Source organism: Microvirga yunnanensis, from assembly GCF_025460875.1.
Genome location: NZ_JAMXFI010000025.1, coordinates 60,293 through 80,600, shown reverse-complemented (window position 1 = coordinate 80,600; position 20,308 = coordinate 60,293). Strand labels below are relative to the sequence as shown.

Genomic DNA, 20,308 nt, shown 5'->3' with positions numbered 1-20,308 from the left:
CGTCCATGACCGAACTCGCCGAAACGCAGGCCGCTCCCATGCCTTCCCTCAGGCCACGGCTCGAGATCGTTCCCATCGTGCTCTTTGCCGCCTTCGCGGCCGCGCCCCTGTTGGCGATGGCGTCCGGGGCCGAAGGCTATGTCCTGTCCCTGCTGACCCGGGTGATGATCTTCGGCATCGCCGCCATGGCGCTCGACCTCATCCTCGGTTACGGGGCGCTCGTGAGCTTCGGCCACGCGGCCTTCCTGGGCATCGGCGGCTATGCGGTCGGCATCCTCGCCAGCCACGGGGTCGAGGATGCCCTCGTGCAGGTTCCCGTGGCGCTTGCCGCCTCGGCGCTCTTCGCCCTCGTCACGGGGGCGATCTCCCTGCGAACCAAGGGCGTCTATTTCATCATGATCACCCTGGCCTTCGGGCAGATGCTGTACTTCCTCGCCACGTCGCTGGCGGCTTACGGCGGCGACGACGGCATGACCCTGTCGTCGCGCAGCCTCGTGGCCGGGTCGGGCATTCTGGAGAGCGATTTCGCCTTCTACTGGGTGTGCCTGCTCTGCCTTCTCGGCGCCTATGCGTTCTCGCGATCCGTCGTCGCGTCCCGGTTCGGCCGCGTCCTGCGCGGCACGCGGGAGAACGCCGTGCGCATGGAAGCCATCGGGTTCCAGCCCTTCCGGTTTCAGCTCGTGGCCTATGTGGTCAGCGGCATGCTGGCAGGTCTCGCCGGCTGCCTCCTGGCCAATCAGGCGGAGTTCGTCAGCCCTGCCTTCATGACGTGGCAGCGCTCCGGCGAGCTGATCTTCATGGTCGTGCTCGGCGGGCTCGGCTCCCTGCACGGCGCCATCGTGGGCGCGGCCGCCTTCCTGCTGCTGGAGGAGTTCCTGCCGGAGATCCTGCATGGCCTGAGCTTCTTCCTGGGCGACGCGACGCGTGCTCACCTCGCCGAGAACTGGAAGATGGTCTTCGGTCCCCTTCTCATCCTGATCGTGCTGTTCGCCCGAGGCGGGATCATGGGCCTGCTGCGGAGGCCTCACCATGGCTGATCCTCTGCTCGAACTCCGCCATCTGCGCAAGGCATACGGCGCTCTCGTGGTCGCGGACGACGTCAGCCTCTCCGTTCAACCGGGCGAGCTGCATGCCATCATCGGACCCAACGGCGCGGGCAAGACGACGCTGATCCATCAGATCTCGGGAACGTTGTCATCCGACTCCGGATCCATCCTGTTCGCCGGGGAGGACGTGACGGCTCTTTCGATGCCGCAACGGGTCCGGCGCGGGCTCGCGCGCTCGTTCCAGATCACGTCGATCCTGCCCGGTTTCTCGGCCCTCGAGAATGTGGCGCTGGCCGTGCAGGCGCGCGCGGGATCGAGCTTCCGCTTCTTCGGCAACGCCGCACAGGAGAAGGCCCTGAACGAGCCCGCCATGGAATGCCTGACGGAGGTCGGACTCGGCGCCCGCGCCCACATCCCGGCGGGGCTCCTGTCCCACGGCGAGAAGCGCCAGCTCGAGCTCGCCATCGGGCTCGCGACACAGCCGAAGCTGCTGCTTCTCGACGAGCCGCTCGCCGGCACCGGCCATGACGAATCCCAGCGCGTGGTCGAGACCCTGCGCCGCCTGAAGAGCCGCCTCACGATCGTGCTGATCGAGCACGACATGGACGCGGTCTTCTCCCTGGCCGACCGCGTGTCCGTTCTCGTCTACGGCCGCGTGATCGCCACCGACACGCCGGAGCGGATCAGAGCCCATCCGGAGGTCCGCGCGGCCTATCTCGGCGAAGAGGAGACGGTCTGATGCTCTCCGTCCGACAGCTCCAGGCGTCCTATGGCGCCGCCCAGGTGCTCTTCGACATCTCCCTTGAGGTGAAGGCCGGCGAAGTGGTGACGCTGCTCGGCCGCAACGGCATGGGCAAGACCACCACCATCCGGTCCATCATGGGCCTGCTCCGCCCCCGCGGCGGCGAGGTGCGGTTCGACGGCGCCGCCGTGACGGGCCTCGCGCCCTACCGCATCGCGCAGACCGGCATCGGCCTCGTGCCGGAGGGCCGGCAGATCTTCCCGACCCTGACGGTGGAAGAGAATCTCGTCGCCACGGCCTCGGCCCGGACGGGCTCGCGCCGCTGGACGCTCGAGGCTGTCTACGACCTCTTCCCGCGCCTGAAGGAGCGCCGAAGCAACCTGGGCACCCAGCTCTCGGGCGGCGAGCAGCAGATGCTCGCCATCGGCCGGGCCCTCATGACCAATCCCAAGCTGCTCATTCTCGACGAGGCCACCGAAGGGCTTGCGCCCTTGATCCGCGCCGAGATCTGGACGTGCCTCAAGCGCCTCAAGGGCGAACGCCAGTCGATCCTGGTGATCGACAAGAACATCGGCGCCCTGTCGAGCTTCGCCGACCGTCACGTGATCATCGAGAAGGGCCGCTCGGTCTGGACCGGGACGAGCGATGAGCTGATGACCGATCCAAGTCTCAAGGACCGGTATCTCCACGTTTGAGGATCCCTTCATGGCAGCCGACGATCTCGACCTCGAGGCCGAGTACAACAACCGGGCGCGCGTTCCCGAACACCCCGTTCACATCGCCGGCTGGCAGCGGGATTCGTCCGCTTACCGCGAAAGCGCACGCTGCGAACTCGATCTCGCCTACGGACACGGCGAGCGTCACCGTCTCGACCTCTTCCACCCGCCGGGCGGGGACGCGGACGGCCCGGTCGTGCTGTACATCCATGGCGGCTATTGGCAGTCGCTCGACAAATCCACGTCGAGCCACCTGGCCCGCGGCGCCAACGAGCGCGGGCTCACGGTGGCGATCCCGAGCTACACGCTCGCGCCGGCCGCAAGCCTCGCCGCGATCGTGTCCGAGATCGAGGCCGCGGCCGATTTCGTCATGCACCGCATGGGCCGGCCTCTCGTGGTCAGCGGCCATTCCGCCGGCGGGCACCTGACGGCGTGCCTCATGGCGCGCTCCGGCGGGCTCCAGTTTCCGGTCCGGGTCGCGATGCCGATCTCCGGTCTGTTCGATCTGCCGCCACTGGTCACGACCTCGATCAACAGGGCGCTCGGGTTGAGTATCGAGGAAGCGCACCGCCTGAGCCCGCTGGAATGGGATCCGCCCGCGGGCGGTCGTCTCGTCGCGGTGGTCGGGGGAGCGGAGAGCGACGAGTTCCTGCGCCAGTCCCGCGCCATCGTGGATCGCTGGGGCGAGGCGGGCGTTGCGACTCGCTATCACGAGGTGCCGGGCGCAAACCACTTCGACGTCATCGCCGGGCTCGCCGACCCGAGCGACCCGCTCGTGGACCTGATCATGGATCTGGCAGCCGACGCTTGAGCGACCGGCCGGTCGAACGGGAACCCGCGCCGCCGTCCGACGTTGCGATTCTCGGTGACGCTGACATGGATCGGCTGGTGACGCATGCCTGTCGCGCTGGCACTTCTTCTCCTTTTCGCGATGGCCTGGCCGCAGGCGCTCCTGGCGTCGGAGGATGCTTGGCAGGCGTTGCGGCACGGAGGCACCGTGGCGCTCTTTCGACATGCGCGCGCACCGGGGACCGGCGACCCGGCCGATTTCCGGCTCGAGGATTGCGCGACCCAGCGCAACCTCTCGACCGAGGGCCGAACGCAGGCGCAGGCGATCGGAGCGGCGTTCAGGTCGCGGCAGATTCCCGTTGAGCGCGTGCTCTCGAGCCGCTGGTGCCGCGCGCTCGAGACCGCCCGCTTGGCCTTCGGCGCCCTGGCGGAGCCCTTCCCGCCGCTGGATTCCTTCTTTTCGGGACAGGAGCAGGAGCCGGCACGGACCGAGGCCCTGCGCCGCACCGTTCAGGAATGGCGCTCGAACGGCGTCCTGGTGCTCGTGACGCATCAGGTCAACATCACGGCCCTCACCGGGATCTTTCCCGGCGAGGGAGAAATGCTCGTTCTCAGGCCGAAGCCCGGCGCCGGGTTCGACGTGGTGGGACGGGTGAAGCCTTAGCGCATCGTGCGGACCCAGAGGGCCGCGTCAGCGAAAAATGGCCCGGTATTCACTAGCGTGGCCCTTCGGGTCGCTGACGCGGTCCTGCGGGTCACTAGAGCCTCGGACGGGAAAAGTGGACGCCCCTTTCGGGATTCATCCGAGGCTCCTTCTCTTCACCGGCGCATCGTGCGAGCTTTCGGGTCCGCTGAGCATCGGACGATCGGGATGGCCGGCACGAGGCGGGTGATGACCGGCCGGCCATGACATGGGAGGTTTCGACCGTGACGGGAGGGTGCCACCTTCTCCCCGTCATCACCGGGCTCGTCCCGGTGATCCCGGTCGGAAGAGCGCCGCGCTTCGAACAATCGGGATGGCCGGCACAAGGCCGGCCATGACGTGTGGAGGGTGTCATCGCCCGCTCTCACCATCCTCCCACGTCCCCACCGGGTTCGATCCCAACCTGGACCCGCTTTTCACGTCCGATGCTCCCTCTCTGGACCGGCGCATCGGATGAGGCGGACCCAGCGGGCCGCGCTAGTGACCCGAAGGGCCGCGTCAGCGAATACCGGATCCACTTTTCACGGGCGTGGCCCTCTGGGTCCGTCCGATGCTCGAGACGTTACGTATCGGCCCTCAACTGCTCGACGACACCCTGGCTCATATAAGGATGGCCCGCCTCGTTGAGCGCCCGGTCCAGAGCCTCGATGGCGACGAGGATCTTCGTGAGCTCCTCAGCCATCTCGATGGAGGGCAGCGGCGCCTCGGAAATCTGACGCGCCATCTCCCTGCGCCGCTTCACGAGGTTTTCGCGTGCAGCATTGAGCTCACTGATCTCTTCGGACGTCATGGCTTCCTCACGTTCAAGACCGTTTTACTATCAAGTCGGCTGGGCCGGATCCGTTCACGGCATTTCCACGTCGAAGTCCCGGAATTGCCGGAGATCGTTCATCCGTCAAGCGTGCCGAGCAGACCCAGAATACGCGTGTGCCGCTCGTCCGCGTGCTCGCTCGACGCCGAGAAGATGAGCCGCTCCTTGCTCCAGTGCAGCGTCCCCTGAGATTCGTCGATCATCCGCTGCAGGGCAGGCTTCTCCGCCGCGCCAGGCCGAAACGTCAATGCGATCGCCTGAGGTCCCGCATCCACGCGGGCGATTCCGATCCGCCGGCAGAGCTGCCTGACGTTCGCCAGCCTCAGGAGGTTCTGAACCGGATCAGGGATGGGACCGAACCTGTCCTCGATCTCCGCTTCGATCTCGTCGATCGTCTCCGACGACTCGAGGCGCGCCAGACGCGCGTAGAGATTGATCCTCATCTCTGGATCGTTCACGTACGCGTCGGGAATCGTACCGGTCAGCCCGATGTTCAATTCAGGGGTCCAATCGTCATCCAGGGTCTCGCCACGCAGAGCGTGTTTGAGCATGTGCTGGTAGAGATCGGTGCCGATGAGCTTGACATGACCCGACTGCTCCTCTCCCAGAAGCGCTCCCGCCCCGCGCTGGTCGAGATCCTGCGCGCTGATGGCAAATCCCGCTCCGAGGCGATCGAGAGCTGTGAGCGTCCGCAGTCGCTTCTCCGTGGCTTGCGGAAGCTCCTCGCCAGGCTCCGTCACCAGGTAGGCCACGCCCCGGATCCGCCCTCGCCCGACGCGACCGCGCAGCTGATGGAGCTGCGCCATCCCGAAGCGGTCCGCGCGCCACACAAGCATGGTGTTGGCGCGGGGAACATCCAGGCCGCTCTCGATGATATTGGTGGCGAGGAGGACGTCGCCCTCGCCATCGGCGAAACGGATCATCACCTCGTCGGTCTCCGACGGGTTCATCTGGCCATGGGCGACCATGATTGTCAGTTCGGGAACGAGCTTCGCGAGCCGCTCGCGCATCGGCTCGATGTCTTCGACCCGGGAGCAGACGACGAAACTCTGGCCGCGGCGGCGGCGCTCGCGCATGAGGGCTTCCCGGACGCTTGCGGAATCGAACGGCGTGAGAAACGTGCGGATCGGTTGCCGGCGCGCGGGAGGCGTCGCGATGATGCTCAGTTCCTGCAAGCCGACCAAGGCGGACTGGAGCGTCCGTGGGATCGGCGTGGCCGTCAGGATGAGGACATGCCCGTCTTCCGCGAGGGTTCTGAGTTTCGCTTTCTGAGCGGCGCCGAACCGCTGTTCCTCGTCGATGATCACAAGACCGAGATCCTTGAAGGTCACCCCTTTCGCCGCAAGCGCATGAGTGCCGATGACGATGCGGATCGATCCGTCCGCCAACCCCTTCTTCACTGCCCGGGCCTCGGCCGGCGACACGAGCCGGGAGAGGTGGGCGACCTCGATGCCCAAGCCGGCAAAGCGCCTTTGGAAGCTCCGCACATGCTGGCGCGCAAGCACGGTGGTGGGCGCAACGACGGCCACCTGCCTGCCGGCAAGCGCGACGGCGGCGGCGGCGCGCAGGGCAACCTCCGTCTTGCCGAAACCCACATCACCGCAGACCAGGCGGTCCATCGGCCGACCAGACGAGAGATCGTCGAGAACTTCCTCGATGGCGCGGATCTGATCGGCTGTCTCCGAGAAAGGGAAGCGAGCGACGAACCGTTCATAATCGCGGCTTGGCGGCACGAGCGGCTCCAGTTTCGTGCCCTTGCGGGCTTCGACGAGTCCCGTGATCCGTTCGGCCGTTTCCTTGATCTCCGCTTCGATCGTCTCACGTCTGAGCGACCACGCATCGCTGTTCAGTTTATCGAGGGAGATCGAGTCCGCCATCGGGCCATAGCGCCAGATGCGATCCATCTCTTTTGCCGGCATCAGGAGCGTCGTGTCGGCCGCGTATTTCAGTCTGACGGCGTCGCCCATGCCGGCATCACCCGCGGGAATGGTCTCCATTCCTTCGAGCACCCCCATGCCGTGATCGATGTGGATCACGGCATCGCCGACATGAAAACCCCCATCCATGAGACTGGAAGCGGCAGAGCTGACATCTCTCTCGACCCCGCTGCTGATACGGCTGCCCAGGATATCGCCGGCCGTGATCAGCACGATGCCGTCGCGCTCGTCGATGAAGCCTTTCCTGAGCTCGACCTGCAGGGCGAACCATTCCGCGGGAGGTCCGTCTACGACATCGCCCCAGCTCTCGACGTTCTCGGCGCGCCCGATGGATTGAACGCGGCGCTTGATCCGGCCGAGATCCGAGCGGGCGGCCGCAGCCAGGATGATCTTGCGGCCAGCCTCCATCTGCGCACGCAGGAAATCGGCGAGATCCTTGGAGGGCCTCGACGCGATCGCAAAGTTCGGCACCGCAACCTGCCGTGTATCGCCCTCCGATGCGGCGTGGATATAGGTGACCCGTCGCCTCGACAGAAGGTCCGCCCACTCGTCGTCCGGGACAAAAAGCCGTTCGGGCGACACGGCGGATGTTTTGGCGCTCCCCTGCCCGCGCATGCTCGTTCGGTTGTCGTACGCATCGGCGACCTGCTCCATCACGAGCGGTCGCCTCTCCTCCGCCATACCGTCCACGATGACGGCCGCATCCGGCCAATAGTCGAAGACCGTCACAAGGCGCGGGCAGTATTCCGGCAGGAGATGCTCGATCCCGTCGAACCGGTCGATGGAGGGATCGCTCTCTTCCGCCTGCGGCAGAACGAGTTCCGAAGCAGGTCCGATCAGGAGATGCTCGACTTCGGTTTCGGTGAGCTGGGAAATCGGATCGTAGGAGCGGATGGCCACGATGCTTCGCCCGTCGTGTTCGATCCGATAGGGCGAGGAATGGTCGGCGGGAAACAGATCGATCACCTGTCCCCGGAACGCCGCCTCCCCCGGCTCGTCCACGCGCTCGTCGAGGATGTAGCCGGCGCGATGAAGATAGTCCTTGAGGGCGTCCGACGACAGCGCTCCGCCGGTCGTGAGGCCAAAGACCGCCTCAGCCGCGATGCTGGGCTGCGGCACGCGCTGAAGGGCGGCAGCCGCACTCGCGACAAGGAGCCGCGGCTTCGTGCTCGTTCCGCTCATGCGCCGGAGCACCGCCATGCGCCGCCCCATGATCTCCCGCGAAGGCGAAGCGCGGTCGTATGGAAGACAATCCCAGGGCGGCAGGAGATCGACGTCGAGGTCGGGAGCCAAACCCCTCAAGGCCTGCACCAACAACTCGGCCCAGCGCTCCCCGCCGGCGACATAGATTGCTCCGGACGGTCCGGCCGCCGTGACCTGCTCGAGCAGGCGGATGGCATGGAGGCCAAGGAGAGATGGCAAGGTAAGGTCGATCCGCCTGATATCCTCAGAGGGGGCAGGCTTGGCACGCATGGGGCACTCTTGTGACGGGGCTCGGGACCGGGGACAACGTTCGGGCGCCGTCCCAGTTGCAGGCATGCCTCCGTCCCCCCCCGACAGCATTTTGTAAACCATCCTTGTCCATAGTCGAAGCATGACCTACGGGAATGCAAAACGTCTCTGCCTTGGACTGGCTCTGCTCTCGTGCTCCACCTTCGGGAGCCATGCGGATGCCTTTGCGGCCGCTGAAAACCCCAATCCTTCCAGCCCGGTCCAGGCATCGCCGAGCAACCCGGCTGCCCCCGCCGCGGGGACCGACCTGCGGCCGAAAGCGGCACCTGCGGCACCGGTCAAGCCGATGGAGAAGACCGTGCCCGCCCCGGTGGTCTCGATCTCGCAGGATCCCCGCCCGACCCTGGATGGAAGCACCTTCATCAACACGATGCGAGCGGCGTGGACCTACAAGCGCATCGCCGAAGCCGGAGGGTGGCCCAATCTGCCTGCCGGCACGGTTCTCAAGGCCGGCGACAAGGGCCCGCTCGTCACGACCTTGCGGCAGCGGCTCGCCGCCGAGGGCGATCTTCCGGCCGATCTGGCTTCGAGCACGACCTTCGATGCCGATCTGACCGGAGCGGTGAAGCGGTTCCAGGCACGCCACGGCCTGCCGGAATCCGGCGCAGTCCGAGCCCGGACCCTGGAGGCTCTGAACGTCCCGGCGCTCACGCGGCACCGTCAGCTGACTGCCTCCGCCCAAAGGCTCGCGGGATCCACGTTTTCGTTCGGCGACCGCTATGTCGTGGTGAACATCCCGTCGGCCGCAGTCGAAGCCGTGGAGCGCGGACAGGTCGCCCGGCGCTACGTGGCCATTGCCGGAAAAGTCGACCGTCCCTCGCCGACCGTCGAGACCCGCGTGACCGCCGTCAACGTCAATCCCACATGGACCGTACCGGTCTCCCTGATCAAGAAGGACATCATCCCCCACGTTCGGAAGGATCCCGAATATCTGGAGAAGATGAAGATCCGCATCCTCGACGCGAAGGGACAGGAGGTCGATCCCAAGACCCTCGACTGGTCGACGGACAATGCGGTGAACTATACGCTCCGCCAGGATCCCGGCGCGATCAATTCGCTCGGGCAGATCCGCATCGACATGCCCAACAAGCACGCCGTCTACATGCACGACACGCCCAAGAAGCAGCTCTTCGCGCAGGACGCCCGCTTCCATTCCTCAGGGTGTGTCCGCGTGGCCGAAGTCGCCGATTTCGCCGAGTGGCTCCTGCGCGGCACGAACGGGCAGGCCGGCGGCTGGACGAAGGACGCGATCAACACGGCCATCGCCAACGCAAACCGTCAGGACATCCGTCTCGACAAGCCGGTCCCCGTCACGTGGGTCTATCTGACCGGATATGCGACGGCGGATGGCGCCGTGCATTTCCGAGACGATGTGTACGGGCTCGATGCGGCGAAGAGCGATCCCGTTCCGGAGCCTCAGATCGTCGATGTGCCCGCGACGGCGTCGATCAAGCCCAAGCGCCTCTGACACGGCGCGGGATGCGCCATGGGCTACAGGCTCTTGCGGCGCAACAGCCGTCCGGATGACGGGATGGCCGCACGGGCCTTGTGCGACTCGAAAGCGGCATCCTGGAACACATCGATCGCGGCGACGGCCTGCGCCCGCACGGCCGCAATCCAGGCCGGATCGCGCTGCGAAAACCGGTCCGTCGCATGAGCCAATTGACGGCACCGTTCCTCGACGACACGGCGGGCTTCTCTCAGGCGGGGATTCGGGGCTGCGGACATCGCCACCTCGTCACAAAAGCGGAGCACGTCCTGGGTAAGGTTCTCACCCGTGTAGAGCCCCGAATAATGATCGATCATGCTGCGGACGAATCCGAGAGAATCACGGATCTCCTGCCGCAATAGTGTCTCGCTGCTCATCGCATCCTGATCCGAAAAGAAGCCGCATTCGCGCCGGGACCGGCGACGATGTGGTATGGCCCAGAGACCTCTAAAAAGGTGTTAGCCCGGCTGCCCTGCCTGAGATTCCGCCGGGACTTTGGGTGGCGCCGGCGCCGGCACCGGCGCACCGTTGTTCTGGGTGACCGTCAGGCGAGACGACCACACTCTTTCGAGGAGGGGACCTGCAACAATTCCAGCGACGAATGCGAACGCAGCCACGATCAGGCCAATCCGGCCGCAAAGGCTCAGCACATCCCTGTATGCCATAACCCTTCCTCCCGTCTGCTTTGTTGAGAGAATCCTAAGGGACCTCTCGTTGGCAGCCAAGAGACAAACGCGCAGATTGTCGAAACGGCACCAGCTGGGCGGATGAAAAACAAGTCGGAACGTGAGGAAAATGCGAAGCTTTTCGCTCCCGCGAACCTGTGCATTATTTTTGCGCACGAGCTTCGGAGAGCGCGGCGTTGCCACAATTCGAAATATTGTAACGCCATCCATCATGACCGTCGATGTCCCGTCGAGCGGCTCTCGCGGGGGCTGCCATAGAGGTTCGCTCGATCACCCGCTTGAACTCGCTGGGAACATCTGAACATTTCGAGCGCCGTGGGATTGAACACGAGTTCACGGGATACGATGCATGCCGCCCTCCGCCGCATACCGCGCTTCGATGCGCCATCAGGAACTCGGTCCGGACTTCTACGACATCGTTCATCCGGCGCGGTTCCCGCAGCATATTCTGCGCTATCGCAACCAGCGCTGGGCGGAGCGGATCGGGCTCGGATCCCTCGGCGACGACGAGTGGCTCGATCATTTCGGGCGCTTTGAGCCGCTCCCCGGCAGCCTCCTGCAGCCCCTTGCCCTTCGCTACCACGGCCATCAGTTCCGCACCTACAATCCGCATCTGGGCGACGGACGCGGGTTTCTCTTCGCACAGCTCCACGACGGCCAGGATGGCAGGCTCCTCGACCTCGCCACGAAAGGCAGCGGTCAGACCCCGTGGTCGCGCCACGCGGATGGCCGCCTGACCCTGAAGGGCGGCGTGCGCGAAGTCCTGGCGACCGAAATGCTCGAGGCGCTCGGCGTCGAGACATCGAAATCCTTCAGCCTGGTGGAAACGGGCGAGGAACTGGAGCGCGGCGACGAACCCTCGCCCACACGCTCGTCGGTTCTCGTGCGCCTCAGTCATTCCCATATCCGTATCGGAACGTTCCAGCGGCTGCTGTACCTAAACGAGACAGACAATCTCCGCCGGCTCCTGGACTACACGATCCAGACCTATATGCCGCACGCATGGCGCGACGACGAAGCCGGTCGTGCACCGGCATTCCTGGAGGAGGTCTGCCGGCGCGTGGCCCGCATGGGCGCGCAATGGATGGCGGCCGGTTTCGTGCACGGGGTGCTCAACACCGACAACATCAACGTCACGGGCGAAAGCTTCGATTATGGGCCGTGGCGTTTCCTGCCCGTCTACGAACCCGGCTTCACGGCCGCTTATTTCGACGAGACCGGTCTCTATGCCTTCGGGCGCCAGCCCGACACGCTGCTGTGGAACCTGTTCCGCCTGGCCGAGTGCCTGCTGCCGCTTGCCGAGCAGAGCAGTCTCGAGCAGGCGCTGGGCGCCTTCGAACCCGCCCTGCACCGGGAGTTCACCGGCGCCATCATGCGCCGCCTCGGCCTTCAATCCAGGGGCTTCGAGCAGGATGGAGCCTTGGCCAAGGCGTTATGGACCTTTCTCCATGAGACCAAGGCGCCTTTCGAGCAGACCTTCTTCGATTGGTACGGCGGTCGTGCGCGTGCGGAGCGCGCGGCCGGGAGCCCCTCCGCGAATCTCTACGCGCAGGCATCCTTCGAGCCCGTTCTGGCAGCGCTCGGCACCTTCGATCCGGCCCCCGGGCTGCGGCTCGACCATCCCTATTTTTCCCGCATCACGCCCTGCACCATGCTGATCGACGAGGTCGAGGCGCTCTGGGCGCCGATTGCCGCGTCGGACGACTGGGAGGTGTTCAGGTCCAAGCTGACCGAGATCCGCGGCATGGCCGAAGCCTACGAAACAGATCGTCCCGCGCAAGCTTGATGAATGCAGGCCGGGCCTCACAGCCAGCACCGCTGCTCAGCTCGGACGCCTCGAACGTCGCCAAAGCTCCCATTCCGAAAGGAGCATCATTTTCCCCACGCGATGGAACGTTATTTCCTTATGAACGTCTTCTAGCCAAGCGGGCCGCTGCGAATGCGGCCCATCACCGAACCTATCTCGATGCAGGTGAACCCTATGAAGCGTTCATGCGCTCTCGCTTTGTCCAGCACGGCCCTCCTCCTCGTCCTGACAACGCCATCCGATGCCCAGAGTGTCGGAACCGGCCGGCAATGCGTGCCCGCCGTTGCCGATGCCTCCTTGTACCGCAACTGCCGGCTCCATGTGGTCCACGGCCAGGAAACCTGTCGCTGCGTGGTTCGACCGCAAGCGATGCGCCGGTTGGACCGTCCGGTGGACAGGGACCGGCCGGACACCGTGACCGGATCCATCGGCAGCGGTTCTGCCACCAGTCCCGGGACCGACCGTGGTGCGCCCGGGACAGTCGGCAGCGGCACGCTTGGTCCAGGCAACACGGGCGTGACCGGCGGCAGCGCGACCCCGGGCCCTGGCGGGGCCGTGGCAGACAGCGGCACGCCCGGTCCGGCCAGCCCCGGCGGCCACAGCGGTGGCAATGCGAGCGGCTCGGCCGGCTCGACCGTCGGCGCAGGCGCAAACACGGATGCCGGCGTCGGCAGTCGCGGCAGCGGCTCATCCCATCCGGACCGCTCAAGCAACGGTGACGGCCCCGACCAGGACGGACGTGCCGGCCATGGCAATGCCGGGAACGGCGGCGGCCACGGCAACAACGGCCACGGAAACGACGACGACGGCAACGACTCGTCCAATCCGGGGCGCTCCAACAACGGCGACGGGACCGATCAGGACGGCCCTGCCGGGAATGGCGGCGGCAATGGCGGACACGGCAATGGCGGCGGCAAGCGCTGACTCGGCCTGAGCTTCATGCGACAGGTCCTTGGCGGAAGGCATCAACCAGGGACCTGCATGGTGCCGTCACGTCTTCGTTCGAACGACGGCGGTACAGAGAATCGCCTCGGATCGAACGTGCGTACTCTATCCAATGAGGAGAACCAGGCCCCCAACCGCAATTGCCGCGCCGGCCAACCGGCCGACATGCGCCTGGCGGGCTGTGATGGTCGCGACCGTCATGCCGGCTCCATGCAGCAGGACGGTCGCGAGGCTGAAGCCGAGGCTGTAAAGCGCGACGCTGGCCCCGGACGGGATCTCCACACCGTGCGCATGGCCATGGAAGACCGCGAAGACGCCGACGAAAGCGGCCGCGGCTTGGATCGGCCATTGCCGGCCCCATGTGACGACGGCGCCCAGCACGACCACGGACAGGGTGATGCCGAATTCGACGGCCGGAATCGCGATGCCGGTCAGGCCTAGGATTCCGCCCGCCAGCATCATGCCGACGAAGCTCGCCGGCAGCGCCCACATGGCCCGCCCCCCGAGCAGGGCCGCGAACAGGCCGACGCTCACCATGGCCAGCACATGGTCGATCCCTCCCAGAGGATGCGAGAATCCGGAGACGAAGCCCGATGCCGAAGCATGACCCGTATGGGCCAGGGCCGGCATGGCTGCCGCCATGAACAGCGTGGCAAGAACCGAGCGTTTGAACATGTCGATGATCCCCCTGTTAGGCTGCCGCCGACAGACCGCCGGCCCGCTCGATGAACGTCGCGATGGCATCGACACCGACGCCGTCGCGGATGTTGCTGAACACGTACGGACGCTGGCCGCGCATGCGCCTGGTGTCCTCCTCCATGATCGCGAGATCGGCCCCGACATGGGGCGCCAGATCGATCTTGTTGACCACCAGGAGATCCGAACGCGTGATGCCGGGACCGCCCTTGCGCGGGATCTTTTCGCCCCCGGCGACATCGATGACGTAGATCGTCAGATCGGCAAGTTCAGGCGAGAACGTCGCCGCCAGATTGTCGCCGCCGGATTCCACCAGCACGATGTCGAGGGCCGGGAACCGCTTGCGCATGGTGGCGATGGCCGCAAGGTTGATGGAGGCGTCCTCACGGATCGCCGTGTGCGGGCATCCTCCCGTCTCCACGCCCATGATGCGTTCCACAGGCAGCGCGCCGGCGACGGTCAGGAGCCGCGCATCCTCCTTGGTGTAGATGTCGTTGGTGATCGCGCAGATGTCATAGCGCTCGCGGAACGCCTTGCACAGCGCTTCCATGAGGGCCGTCTTGCCGGACCCGACCGGCCCGCCGATGCCGACCCGCAGGGGTCCCGTGTGAGAAGTCATGATCGAAACAACCTCGTATACTGGTTCTCATGATGGAAGGAGCCGAGATCGGCCCGGAAGGTCGAGCCGCCGATGTCGTCGAGCGTGAGACCGATCGCCTCCCGGGCGACGTCCTGCACCGAACCTGCCAAGGCGGCGGACACCCGGATGCCTGCCGTCTGGCCGATGGGCGCCAGGCGGATGGCCGCCGACACGAGCGTCTGCACGAGCCCGAAGAGATAGGCGGGCGATGTGATCGCCAGGGGAACGGCATGAGCCGCCGCCGCCATGCCGATGGCGACCGGGAAAGCGACGTCGCCCTCGAGGGGCGTCAGCCGGGGCGACGGCCATGCGGCAAGCGTCGCATCCAGGAAACTGCGCCCCTGCTGGCTGGTCTCGAGATGGAGCTCGGCGGAAGGCGACAGGGCGAGAGCGAGTTCGTTGACGGTCTCGAGAGCCTCTCGATCATCCCGCGCGATGGCTCTGTAGGCATGGCTCAGGAGAATGGCGTCGTTGCGCCCCAGGCCGAGCGTCAGGAGGTCATGCAGCCAGGCCACGAGCGACGTCTCATCGGTGATGTCGCCGGCCTCCACGGCCCATTCGAGGGTATGCGAATAGGCATAGCAGCCGACCGGATAGGACGGCGACAGCCAGGCGAAGAGCGGCAGGATCGCCGCCGTCTCGTCCAGTCCGCGCCCCTTCGGGGATCCGTCATCCATGGCCGTGCCCGTGATGGTGGGAATGCCCGCCATGCTCGTGGTGATGATAGGCGCCGCGGACCGGTCGGAAAGGCCGCTCGACGATCTCGACCCGGGCACCCAATCCGATCAGCATGTCGACCAGCACATGATCGTACCCGATGTAGATCGCCGCGCGGGTGATCTCCGCCGGCACGTGCCTGTTGCCGATGTGCCAGGCGAGGGTCAGGAGATCGAGGGGATCCTCCGTGGTGATCTCCACGAGCTTCTCCGGCGCGGCCCGTACCTCGACGAGCCAGCCGCTCTCGAGCCGAATGGCATCGCCGTCCTCCAGCACGTCGGCCCGGTCGAGATCGAGCAGGAAGGCGGTTCCGCCGTCGGCATGGAGCATGATGCGGCGGCGATGGCGATCGCCATGGTCGAGAGTGATGACGTCGACGATGCGGTCCTGCTCGATGGCGTCTCGGCGGATGATGGATGTGGCGCGGATCATGTCAGAACAGGAAGTATCGTTGAGCCATGGGAAGGATTGTCGCGGGTTCGCAGACGAGCAGCTCGCCATCGGCACGGACGTCGTAGGTTTCGGGATCGACCTCGATGACCGGGGTCGCATCGTTATGCACCATGTCCTTCTTGCCGATCCCGCCGCGGACGTTCTCGACCGCGACGAGCGGCTTCTGGACGCCGAGCTTTGCCGCGAGCCCGTTCTCCACCGCGGCCTTCGACACGAAGGTGAGCGATGTCGTGGCGAGCGCCCGGCCATAGGCGCCGAACATCGGCCGGTAATGGACCGGCTGCGGCGTCGGAATCGACGCGTTGGGGTCGCCCATCAGGGCGGCCGCGATGGCGCCGCCTTTGAGCACGAGATCGGGCTTCACGCCGAAGAAGGCCGGGGTCCAGACCACGAGATCGGCAAGCTTGCCGACCTCGACCGAACCGATGTGCCGGGACACGCCATGGGCAATGGCCGGGTTGATCGTGTATTTCGCCACGTAGCGCCGGGCGCGGAAGTTGTCGTTGCCGCCGCTGTCGCCCGGCAGCGCACCGCGCTGGACCTTCATCTTGTGTGCGGTCTGCCACGTGCGGATGATCACCTCGCCAACGCGCCCCATGGCCTGGCTGTCGGACGACATCATCGAGAGCGCGCCGATGTCGTGCAGGATGTCTTCCGCGGCGATCGTCTCCTTGCGGATTCGGCTCTCCGCGAAGGCAAGATCCTCGGGGATCGACGGCGACAGGTGATGGCAGACCATGAGCATGTCGAGATGCTCGTCGATGGTGTTCACCGTATAGGGTCGCGTCGGGTTGGTGGAGGACGGCAGCACGTTGGGCAGGCCAGCCACCTTGATGATGTCCGGCGCATGCCCGCCGCCTGCGCCCTCCGTGTGGAAGGCATGGATCGTGCGGCCCTTGAAGGCTGCGATCGTGTCCTCGACGAAGCCGGATTCGTTGAGCGTGTCGGTGTGGATCATCACCTGCACGTCATAGGCATCGGCCACCGACAGGCAGCAATCGATCGCCGCCGGTGTCGTGCCCCAGTCCTCGTGCAGCTTGAGCGCGCAGGCGCCGGCCTCGATCATCTCCTCCAGAGCATGGGGTTTCGAAGCATTGCCCTTGCCCGTGAAGGCGAGGTTCATGGGAAAGGCATCGGCGGCCTCGATCATGCGGGCGATGTGCCACGGCCCCGGCGTGCAGGTGGTGGCGAAGGTGCCGGTCGCAGGTCCCGTGCCGCCCCCGAGCATCGTGGTGATGCCCGACATGAGCGCCTCCTCGATCTGCTGCGGGCAGATGAAGTGGATGTGGGAGTCGAAGCCGCCGGCGGTGATGATCTTGCCCTCCCCGGCGATGATCTCCGTGCCCGGCCCGATGACGATGTCGACGTTGGGCTGCACGTCCGGATTGCCGGCCTTGCCGATGGCGGCGATCCGCCCGCCCGTGATGCCGATATCGGCTTTCACGATGCCCCAATGGTCGAGGATCACCGCATTGGTGATGACCGTATCGACGGCCCCATGGGCGCGGGCCGCCTGCGACTGCCCCATCCCGTCGCGGATGACCTTGCCGCCGCCGAACTTGACCTCCTCGCCATAGGTGGTGAAGTCCTTCTCCACCTCGATCACCAAGGCCGTGTCCGCGAGGCGGATGCGGTCTCCCGTGGTGGGACCGAACATGTCGGCATAACCGGACCTCGAGAGGGAAGCGGGCTTTCTCGCGTTCGACATCAGAGCGCTCCCATCACGGCCTGACGGAACCCGTGGACCTCGCGCCTCCCGGAGAGCGGAACGAGCGCCACCTCGCGCGTGGCGCCGGGCTCAAAGCGCACCGCCGTGCCGGGCACGATGTCGAGACGCATGCCGCGCGCCTTCTCCCGGTCGAACGATAGGGCCGGATTGGTTTCGAAGAAATGATAGTGGCTGCCGACCTGGATCGGCCGGTCCCCGGTATTGGCGACGGTGATCACGGTGCGCTCGGCGCCCTCGTTGAAGACGATCTCACCATCCTGCGCGGTCACCTCGCCGGGCACGTCCTTCGAGGCTGCGCCCCGGATCGGGTGATGCACGGTCACGAGCTTGGTGCCATCGGGAAAGGTCGCCTCCACCTGGACGTCATGGATCATCTCGGCGACGCCTTCCATGACCTGATCGGCCGTGATCACGTGCGCGCCGGCCTCCATCAGCTCCGCGACGGAGCGCCCGTCACGCGCGCCCTCCACGACCGTGTCGGTGATGAGAGCGATGGCTTCCGGATGATTGAGCCTGACGCCGCGCTCCAGCCGGCGGCGGGCCACCATGGCCGCCATGGCGATCAGGAGCTTGTCTTTTTCACGGGGAGTGAGTTGCATGGTTCGACCCTAGCTGAGCCAGACGCGGGGCAATGGCTCGCCGCGGAAGGCGAGCAGAAACGGGACAGCGGCCCTGCGCAGCGAATCGCTGGTCATGGCGCAGAAGCGGACGACGAGCAGCCCGTTCCAGGCACTCGCCGCCGCCTCGCAGCCGCCGGTGGAGGAGAGGTGGTCGCGCACCTCGTCGAGCCGCGCCTCGGCGTCCGGCGCCACATGGATCATCGTTGCAAGGGCGCGGGCGCCCTTTGCGACGCTGGGCTTCCGGAGGCGGTCGGCGATTGGCCCGTCGAGGCGCAGCGTGTCGGCGTAGACGAGGCGCCCTCCCCGCCGGATGCGCCAGCGATCCTCGAACAGACCGTCCGTGACGTGCTCGTCGCGCGCCTCGCGCCCGAACACGATGGCCTCGAACAGGGTCAGGCGCGCATCCTCGGGCATGTCGGCCGCGAGGCTGCGGCGCAGGCGCGCCTGGTGGAACAGAATGGTTTCCTGCGGCAGCCAATCGAGCCGACCACCGGACCCCACCTTCAGATCGACGGACAGCTCCGCCACCGGCCCGTCCGAGCGGTAGACCTTCTCGGCGGCCGGCGTCGCCACGGTGACGACCGCGCCTGAGCGCGCCTCGACCGCGACGGAAAAATGATCCCCGCAGGCGATGCCTCCCGCCGTGTTGACGAGAACGGCATCGAGCCCGCGCCCCTCGCCCTTCGGGAGCCTGATCCTCATGGATCCGCTCTCCTCGATCCGCATGGGCCGCGTGCGGCCGCCCAGGCCCGCCGCACTGAACGCAACCCGTCCGACGGCACGCTGACGCTGTTGAGAGACCGGCTGGGAACTGCCATCAAATGGCCAAGCGCTGACGTACATCGTCTCCCTCGAGCGCCGAGCGGTCGCCATCCTGCACGATCTCGCCGCGCTCCATCACCACGAACCGGTCGGCCAAGTCGCGCGCGAAGTCGAAATATTGCTCGACCAGGAGGATGGCCATATCCTTCCGTTCGCGCAAGTAGGCAATCGCCCGGCCGATATCCTTGATGATCGACGGCTGGATCCCCTCCGTCGGCTCGTCGAGCACGAGCAGGCGCGGACGGGTGACGAGCGCCCGCCCGATCGCGAGCTGCTGCTGCTGGCCGCCGGAGAGGTCGCCGCCCCGGCGGCCCAGCATGGACTTCAGGACCGGAAAGAGCTCGAAGACCTCGTCGGGAATCCGCTTCTCGCCGCGCCTGAGCGGCGCGAAGCCCGTCTCGAGGTTCTCCTTGACGGTCAGGAGCGGAAAGATCTCCCGGCCCTGCGGCACGTAGGCGATGCCGAGTGCCGCCCGCTCGAACGGCTTCAGGCGCGCGATGTCCCGACCGTCGAACCGGATGCTGCCGCCGGCAATCGGCCGGTGCCCGGCGATGGCGCGCAGGAGCGACGTCTTGCCGACGCCGTTCCGGCCGAGCACGCAGGTGACCTCGCCGACGGACGCGGAGACGGACACACCGCGCAGCGCCTGCGCGGCGCCGTAATACAGGGAGAGGTTCTCCACAGACAGCATCGTCATCGCCCCAGATAGACCTCCACGACACGCTCGTTGGCGCTCACGGCGTCGAGCGTTCCCTCGGCCAGCACCGAGCCCTCGTGCAGGCACGTGACCTTCACGCCGAGATCGCGCACGAAGGTCATGTCGTGCTCGACCACGATGACCGCCTGGGTCCTGGCGATGTCGCGCAGGAGATCGGCCGTGTCGGCGGTCTCCTGATCCGTCATTCCCGCAGCGGGCTCGTCGATCAGGAGGAGCTTGGGCTGCTGCGCCAGCAGCATGCCGATTTCGAGCCACTGCTTCTGTCCATGCGACAATTCTCCGGCCTTGCGGCGGCGATGGGCGGTCAGGCGCACGCGCTCGAGCAACGCATCGATCCGCTCCCGCTCGCGGGCCGTGCGCCGCGACAGCAGGGTCGCCAAGGGAGAGCGGTTATCCTTGAGGGCGAGCAGAATGTTGTCCTCGACGCTGTGCATCTCGAAGACGGTCGGCGTCTGGAACTTGCGGCCGATGCCGAGCTCCGCGATGGCGGCCTCGTCGAGCGCGGTCAGGTCGTGGGAGCCCTCGAACAGGGCCGTGCCCTCGTTCGGGCGCGTCTTGCCGGTGATCACGTCCATCATCGTGGTCTTGCCGGCGCCGTTGGGGCCGATGATGGCCCGCATCTCCGCATGGTCGACGGCAAGCGACAGCGCATTCAGGGCACGAAACCCGTCGAAGGAAACGGACACGTTGTCGAGGTAGAGAAGAGCCGGGGTGACAGGTGCGCTCATGG

20 protein-coding genes are annotated in these 20,308 nt (G+C 66.3%); 8 read left to right on the top strand and 12 right to left on the bottom strand.

The window, feature by feature from the left end; translation table 11 throughout:
- Nucleotides 1-5 precede the first annotated feature (5 nt).
- The 5 genes from NF876_RS14765 (at nucleotide 6) to NF876_RS14745 (ending at nucleotide 3,957) form a co-directional block, all read left to right on the top strand.
- Complete coding sequence (locus NF876_RS14765) at nucleotides 6-1,037, top strand: branched-chain amino acid ABC transporter permease (RefSeq protein ID WP_262269544.1); 1,032 nt, start codon at nucleotides 6-8, stop codon at nucleotides 1,035-1,037.
- A complete protein-coding gene (locus NF876_RS14760) occupies nucleotides 1,030-1,785 on the top strand; it encodes an ABC transporter ATP-binding protein (RefSeq protein WP_262269543.1) in 756 nt (251 codons plus the stop codon). Before NF876_RS14765 ends, NF876_RS14760 begins: the two co-directional genes overlap by 8 nt.
- On the top strand, nucleotides 1,785-2,483 hold the full coding sequence (locus NF876_RS14755) for an ABC transporter ATP-binding protein (protein ID WP_262269542.1): 699 nt from the start codon (nucleotides 1,785-1,787) through the stop codon (nucleotides 2,481-2,483). The genes NF876_RS14760 and NF876_RS14755 overlap by 1 nt, the downstream gene beginning before the upstream one ends.
- Before the next feature lie 10 nt (nucleotides 2,484-2,493).
- Nucleotides 2,494-3,315, top strand: coding sequence for an alpha/beta hydrolase (locus NF876_RS14750; protein ID WP_262269541.1), 822 nt, complete (start codon nucleotides 2,494-2,496; stop codon nucleotides 3,313-3,315).
- 84 nt (nucleotides 3,316-3,399) lie between these two features.
- Nucleotides 3,400-3,957 (top strand): histidine phosphatase family protein, encoded by a 558-nt coding sequence (locus tag NF876_RS14745; RefSeq protein WP_262269540.1) that lies wholly within the window; start codon nucleotides 3,400-3,402, stop codon nucleotides 3,955-3,957.
- 601 nt (nucleotides 3,958-4,558) lie between these two features.
- Here NF876_RS14745 and NF876_RS14740 read toward each other — a convergent pair.
- Together NF876_RS14740 and mfd are read right to left on the bottom strand one after the other, a co-directional pair.
- Entirely contained in the window at nucleotides 4,559-4,786 is a 228-nt protein-coding gene (locus tag NF876_RS14740) for a hypothetical protein (RefSeq protein WP_173949566.1), read from the bottom strand.
- Between the two features lie 98 nt (nucleotides 4,787-4,884).
- A complete protein-coding gene (gene mfd, locus NF876_RS14735) occupies nucleotides 4,885-8,217 on the bottom strand; it encodes a transcription-repair coupling factor (RefSeq protein WP_262269539.1) in 3,333 nt (1,110 codons plus the stop codon).
- Nucleotides 8,218-8,338: 121 nt separating this feature from the next.
- Between mfd and NF876_RS14730 the strand changes: the two genes are divergently transcribed.
- Entirely contained in the window at nucleotides 8,339-9,724 is a 1,386-nt protein-coding gene (locus NF876_RS14730; RefSeq protein WP_262269538.1) for a L,D-transpeptidase family protein, read from the top strand.
- Between the two features lie 23 nt (nucleotides 9,725-9,747).
- Here NF876_RS14730 and NF876_RS14725 read toward each other — a convergent pair whose 3' ends face one another.
- Nucleotides 9,748-10,062 carry a hypothetical protein gene (locus NF876_RS14725; RefSeq protein ID WP_262269537.1) on the bottom strand — a complete coding sequence of 105 codons (315 nt, stop codon included), beginning with the start codon at nucleotides 10,060-10,062 and terminating at the stop codon, nucleotides 9,748-9,750.
- Between the two features lie 718 nt (nucleotides 10,063-10,780).
- Between NF876_RS14725 and NF876_RS14720 the strand changes: the two genes are divergently transcribed.
- Nucleotides 10,781-12,217 (top strand): protein adenylyltransferase SelO, encoded by a 1,437-nt coding sequence (locus NF876_RS14720; protein WP_262269536.1) that lies wholly within the window; start codon nucleotides 10,781-10,783, stop codon nucleotides 12,215-12,217.
- A 195-nt stretch (nucleotides 12,218-12,412) separates the two neighbouring features.
- Complete coding sequence (locus NF876_RS14715) at nucleotides 12,413-13,162, top strand: hypothetical protein (RefSeq protein WP_262269535.1); 750 nt, start codon at nucleotides 12,413-12,415, stop codon at nucleotides 13,160-13,162.
- Between the two features lie 126 nt (nucleotides 13,163-13,288).
- Here NF876_RS14715 and NF876_RS14710 read toward each other — a convergent pair whose 3' ends face one another.
- The 9 genes from NF876_RS14710 to urtD are packed head-to-tail and all read right to left on the bottom strand — an operon-like array spanning nucleotide 13,289 to nucleotide 20,306.
- Nucleotides 13,289-13,858, bottom strand: coding sequence for a HupE/UreJ family protein (locus NF876_RS14710; RefSeq protein WP_262269534.1), 570 nt, complete (start codon nucleotides 13,856-13,858; stop codon nucleotides 13,289-13,291).
- A 16-nt stretch (nucleotides 13,859-13,874) separates the two neighbouring features.
- Nucleotides 13,875-14,501 (bottom strand): urease accessory protein UreG, encoded by a 627-nt coding sequence (ureG, locus tag NF876_RS14705; RefSeq protein WP_262269556.1) that lies wholly within the window; start codon nucleotides 14,499-14,501, stop codon nucleotides 13,875-13,877.
- On the bottom strand, nucleotides 14,495-15,196 hold the full coding sequence (locus NF876_RS14700) for an urease accessory protein UreF (RefSeq protein WP_262269555.1): 702 nt from the start codon (nucleotides 15,194-15,196) through the stop codon (nucleotides 14,495-14,497). The genes ureG and NF876_RS14700 overlap by 7 nt, the downstream gene beginning before the upstream one ends.
- Nucleotides 15,189-15,668, bottom strand: coding sequence for an urease accessory protein UreE (locus NF876_RS14695; protein WP_262269533.1), 480 nt, complete (start codon nucleotides 15,666-15,668; stop codon nucleotides 15,189-15,191). The genes NF876_RS14700 and NF876_RS14695 overlap by 8 nt, the downstream gene beginning before the upstream one ends.
- A 1-nt stretch (nucleotide 15,669) precedes the next feature.
- Complete coding sequence (gene ureC / locus NF876_RS14690; RefSeq protein ID WP_262269532.1) at nucleotides 15,670-17,397, bottom strand: urease subunit alpha; 1,728 nt, start codon at nucleotides 17,395-17,397, stop codon at nucleotides 15,670-15,672.
- Nucleotides 17,397-18,017 (bottom strand): urease subunit gamma, encoded by a 621-nt coding sequence (locus NF876_RS14685; RefSeq protein WP_262269531.1) that lies wholly within the window; start codon nucleotides 18,015-18,017, stop codon nucleotides 17,397-17,399. The genes ureC and NF876_RS14685 overlap by 1 nt, the downstream gene beginning before the upstream one ends.
- A gap of 9 nt (nucleotides 18,018-18,026) precedes the next feature.
- On the bottom strand, nucleotides 18,027-18,881 hold the full coding sequence (locus NF876_RS14680) for an urease accessory protein UreD (protein WP_262269530.1): 855 nt from the start codon (nucleotides 18,879-18,881) through the stop codon (nucleotides 18,027-18,029).
- A complete protein-coding gene (urtE, locus tag NF876_RS14675) occupies nucleotides 18,856-19,551 on the bottom strand; it encodes an urea ABC transporter ATP-binding subunit UrtE (RefSeq protein WP_262269554.1) in 696 nt (231 codons plus the stop codon). Before urtE ends, NF876_RS14680 begins: the two co-directional genes overlap by 26 nt.
- A gap of 2 nt (nucleotides 19,552-19,553) precedes the next feature.
- Nucleotides 19,554-20,306 carry an urea ABC transporter ATP-binding protein UrtD gene (urtD, locus tag NF876_RS14670; RefSeq protein WP_262269529.1) on the bottom strand — a complete coding sequence of 251 codons (753 nt, stop codon included), beginning with the start codon at nucleotides 20,304-20,306 and terminating at the stop codon, nucleotides 19,554-19,556.
- Nucleotides 20,307-20,308 lie beyond the last annotated feature (2 nt).

Coding starts and splice junctions, on each gene's coding strand:
- NF876_RS14765 (WP_262269544.1), top strand. CDS start 6: ATGACCGAACTCGCCGAAACGCAGGCCGCTCCCATGCCTTCCCTCAGG.
- NF876_RS14760 (WP_262269543.1), top strand. CDS start 1,030: ATGGCTGATCCTCTGCTCGAACTCCGCCATCTGCGCAAGGCATACGGC.
- NF876_RS14755 (WP_262269542.1), top strand. CDS start 1,785: ATGCTCTCCGTCCGACAGCTCCAGGCGTCCTATGGCGCCGCCCAGGTG.
- NF876_RS14750 (WP_262269541.1), top strand. CDS start 2,494: ATGGCAGCCGACGATCTCGACCTCGAGGCCGAGTACAACAACCGGGCG.
- NF876_RS14745 (WP_262269540.1), top strand. CDS start 3,400: ATGCCTGTCGCGCTGGCACTTCTTCTCCTTTTCGCGATGGCCTGGCCG.
- NF876_RS14740 (WP_173949566.1), bottom strand. CDS start 4,786: ATGACGTCCGAAGAGATCAGTGAGCTCAATGCTGCACGCGAAAACCTC.
- mfd (WP_262269539.1), bottom strand. CDS start 8,217: ATGCGTGCCAAGCCTGCCCCCTCTGAGGATATCAGGCGGATCGACCTT.
- NF876_RS14730 (WP_262269538.1), top strand. CDS start 8,339: ATGACCTACGGGAATGCAAAACGTCTCTGCCTTGGACTGGCTCTGCTC.
- NF876_RS14725 (WP_262269537.1), bottom strand. CDS start 10,062: ATGATCGATCATTATTCGGGGCTCTACACGGGTGAGAACCTTACCCAG.
- NF876_RS14720 (WP_262269536.1), top strand. CDS start 10,781: ATGCCGCCCTCCGCCGCATACCGCGCTTCGATGCGCCATCAGGAACTC.
- NF876_RS14715 (WP_262269535.1), top strand. CDS start 12,413: ATGAAGCGTTCATGCGCTCTCGCTTTGTCCAGCACGGCCCTCCTCCTC.
- NF876_RS14710 (WP_262269534.1), bottom strand. CDS start 13,858: ATGTTCAAACGCTCGGTTCTTGCCACGCTGTTCATGGCGGCAGCCATG.
- NF876_RS14700 (WP_262269555.1), bottom strand. CDS start 15,196: ATGGATGACGGATCCCCGAAGGGGCGCGGACTGGACGAGACGGCGGCG.
- NF876_RS14695 (WP_262269533.1), bottom strand. CDS start 15,668: ATGATCCGCGCCACATCCATCATCCGCCGAGACGCCATCGAGCAGGAC.
- ureC (WP_262269532.1), bottom strand. CDS start 17,397: ATGTCGAACGCGAGAAAGCCCGCTTCCCTCTCGAGGTCCGGTTATGCC.
- NF876_RS14685 (WP_262269531.1), bottom strand. CDS start 18,017: ATGCAACTCACTCCCCGTGAAAAAGACAAGCTCCTGATCGCCATGGCG.
- NF876_RS14680 (WP_262269530.1), bottom strand. CDS start 18,881: ATGTACGTCAGCGCTTGGCCATTTGATGGCAGTTCCCAGCCGGTCTCT.
- urtE (WP_262269554.1), bottom strand. CDS start 19,551: ATGCTGTCTGTGGAGAACCTCTCCCTGTATTACGGCGCCGCGCAGGCG.
- urtD (WP_262269529.1), bottom strand. CDS start 20,306: ATGAGCGCACCTGTCACCCCGGCTCTTCTCTACCTCGACAACGTGTCC.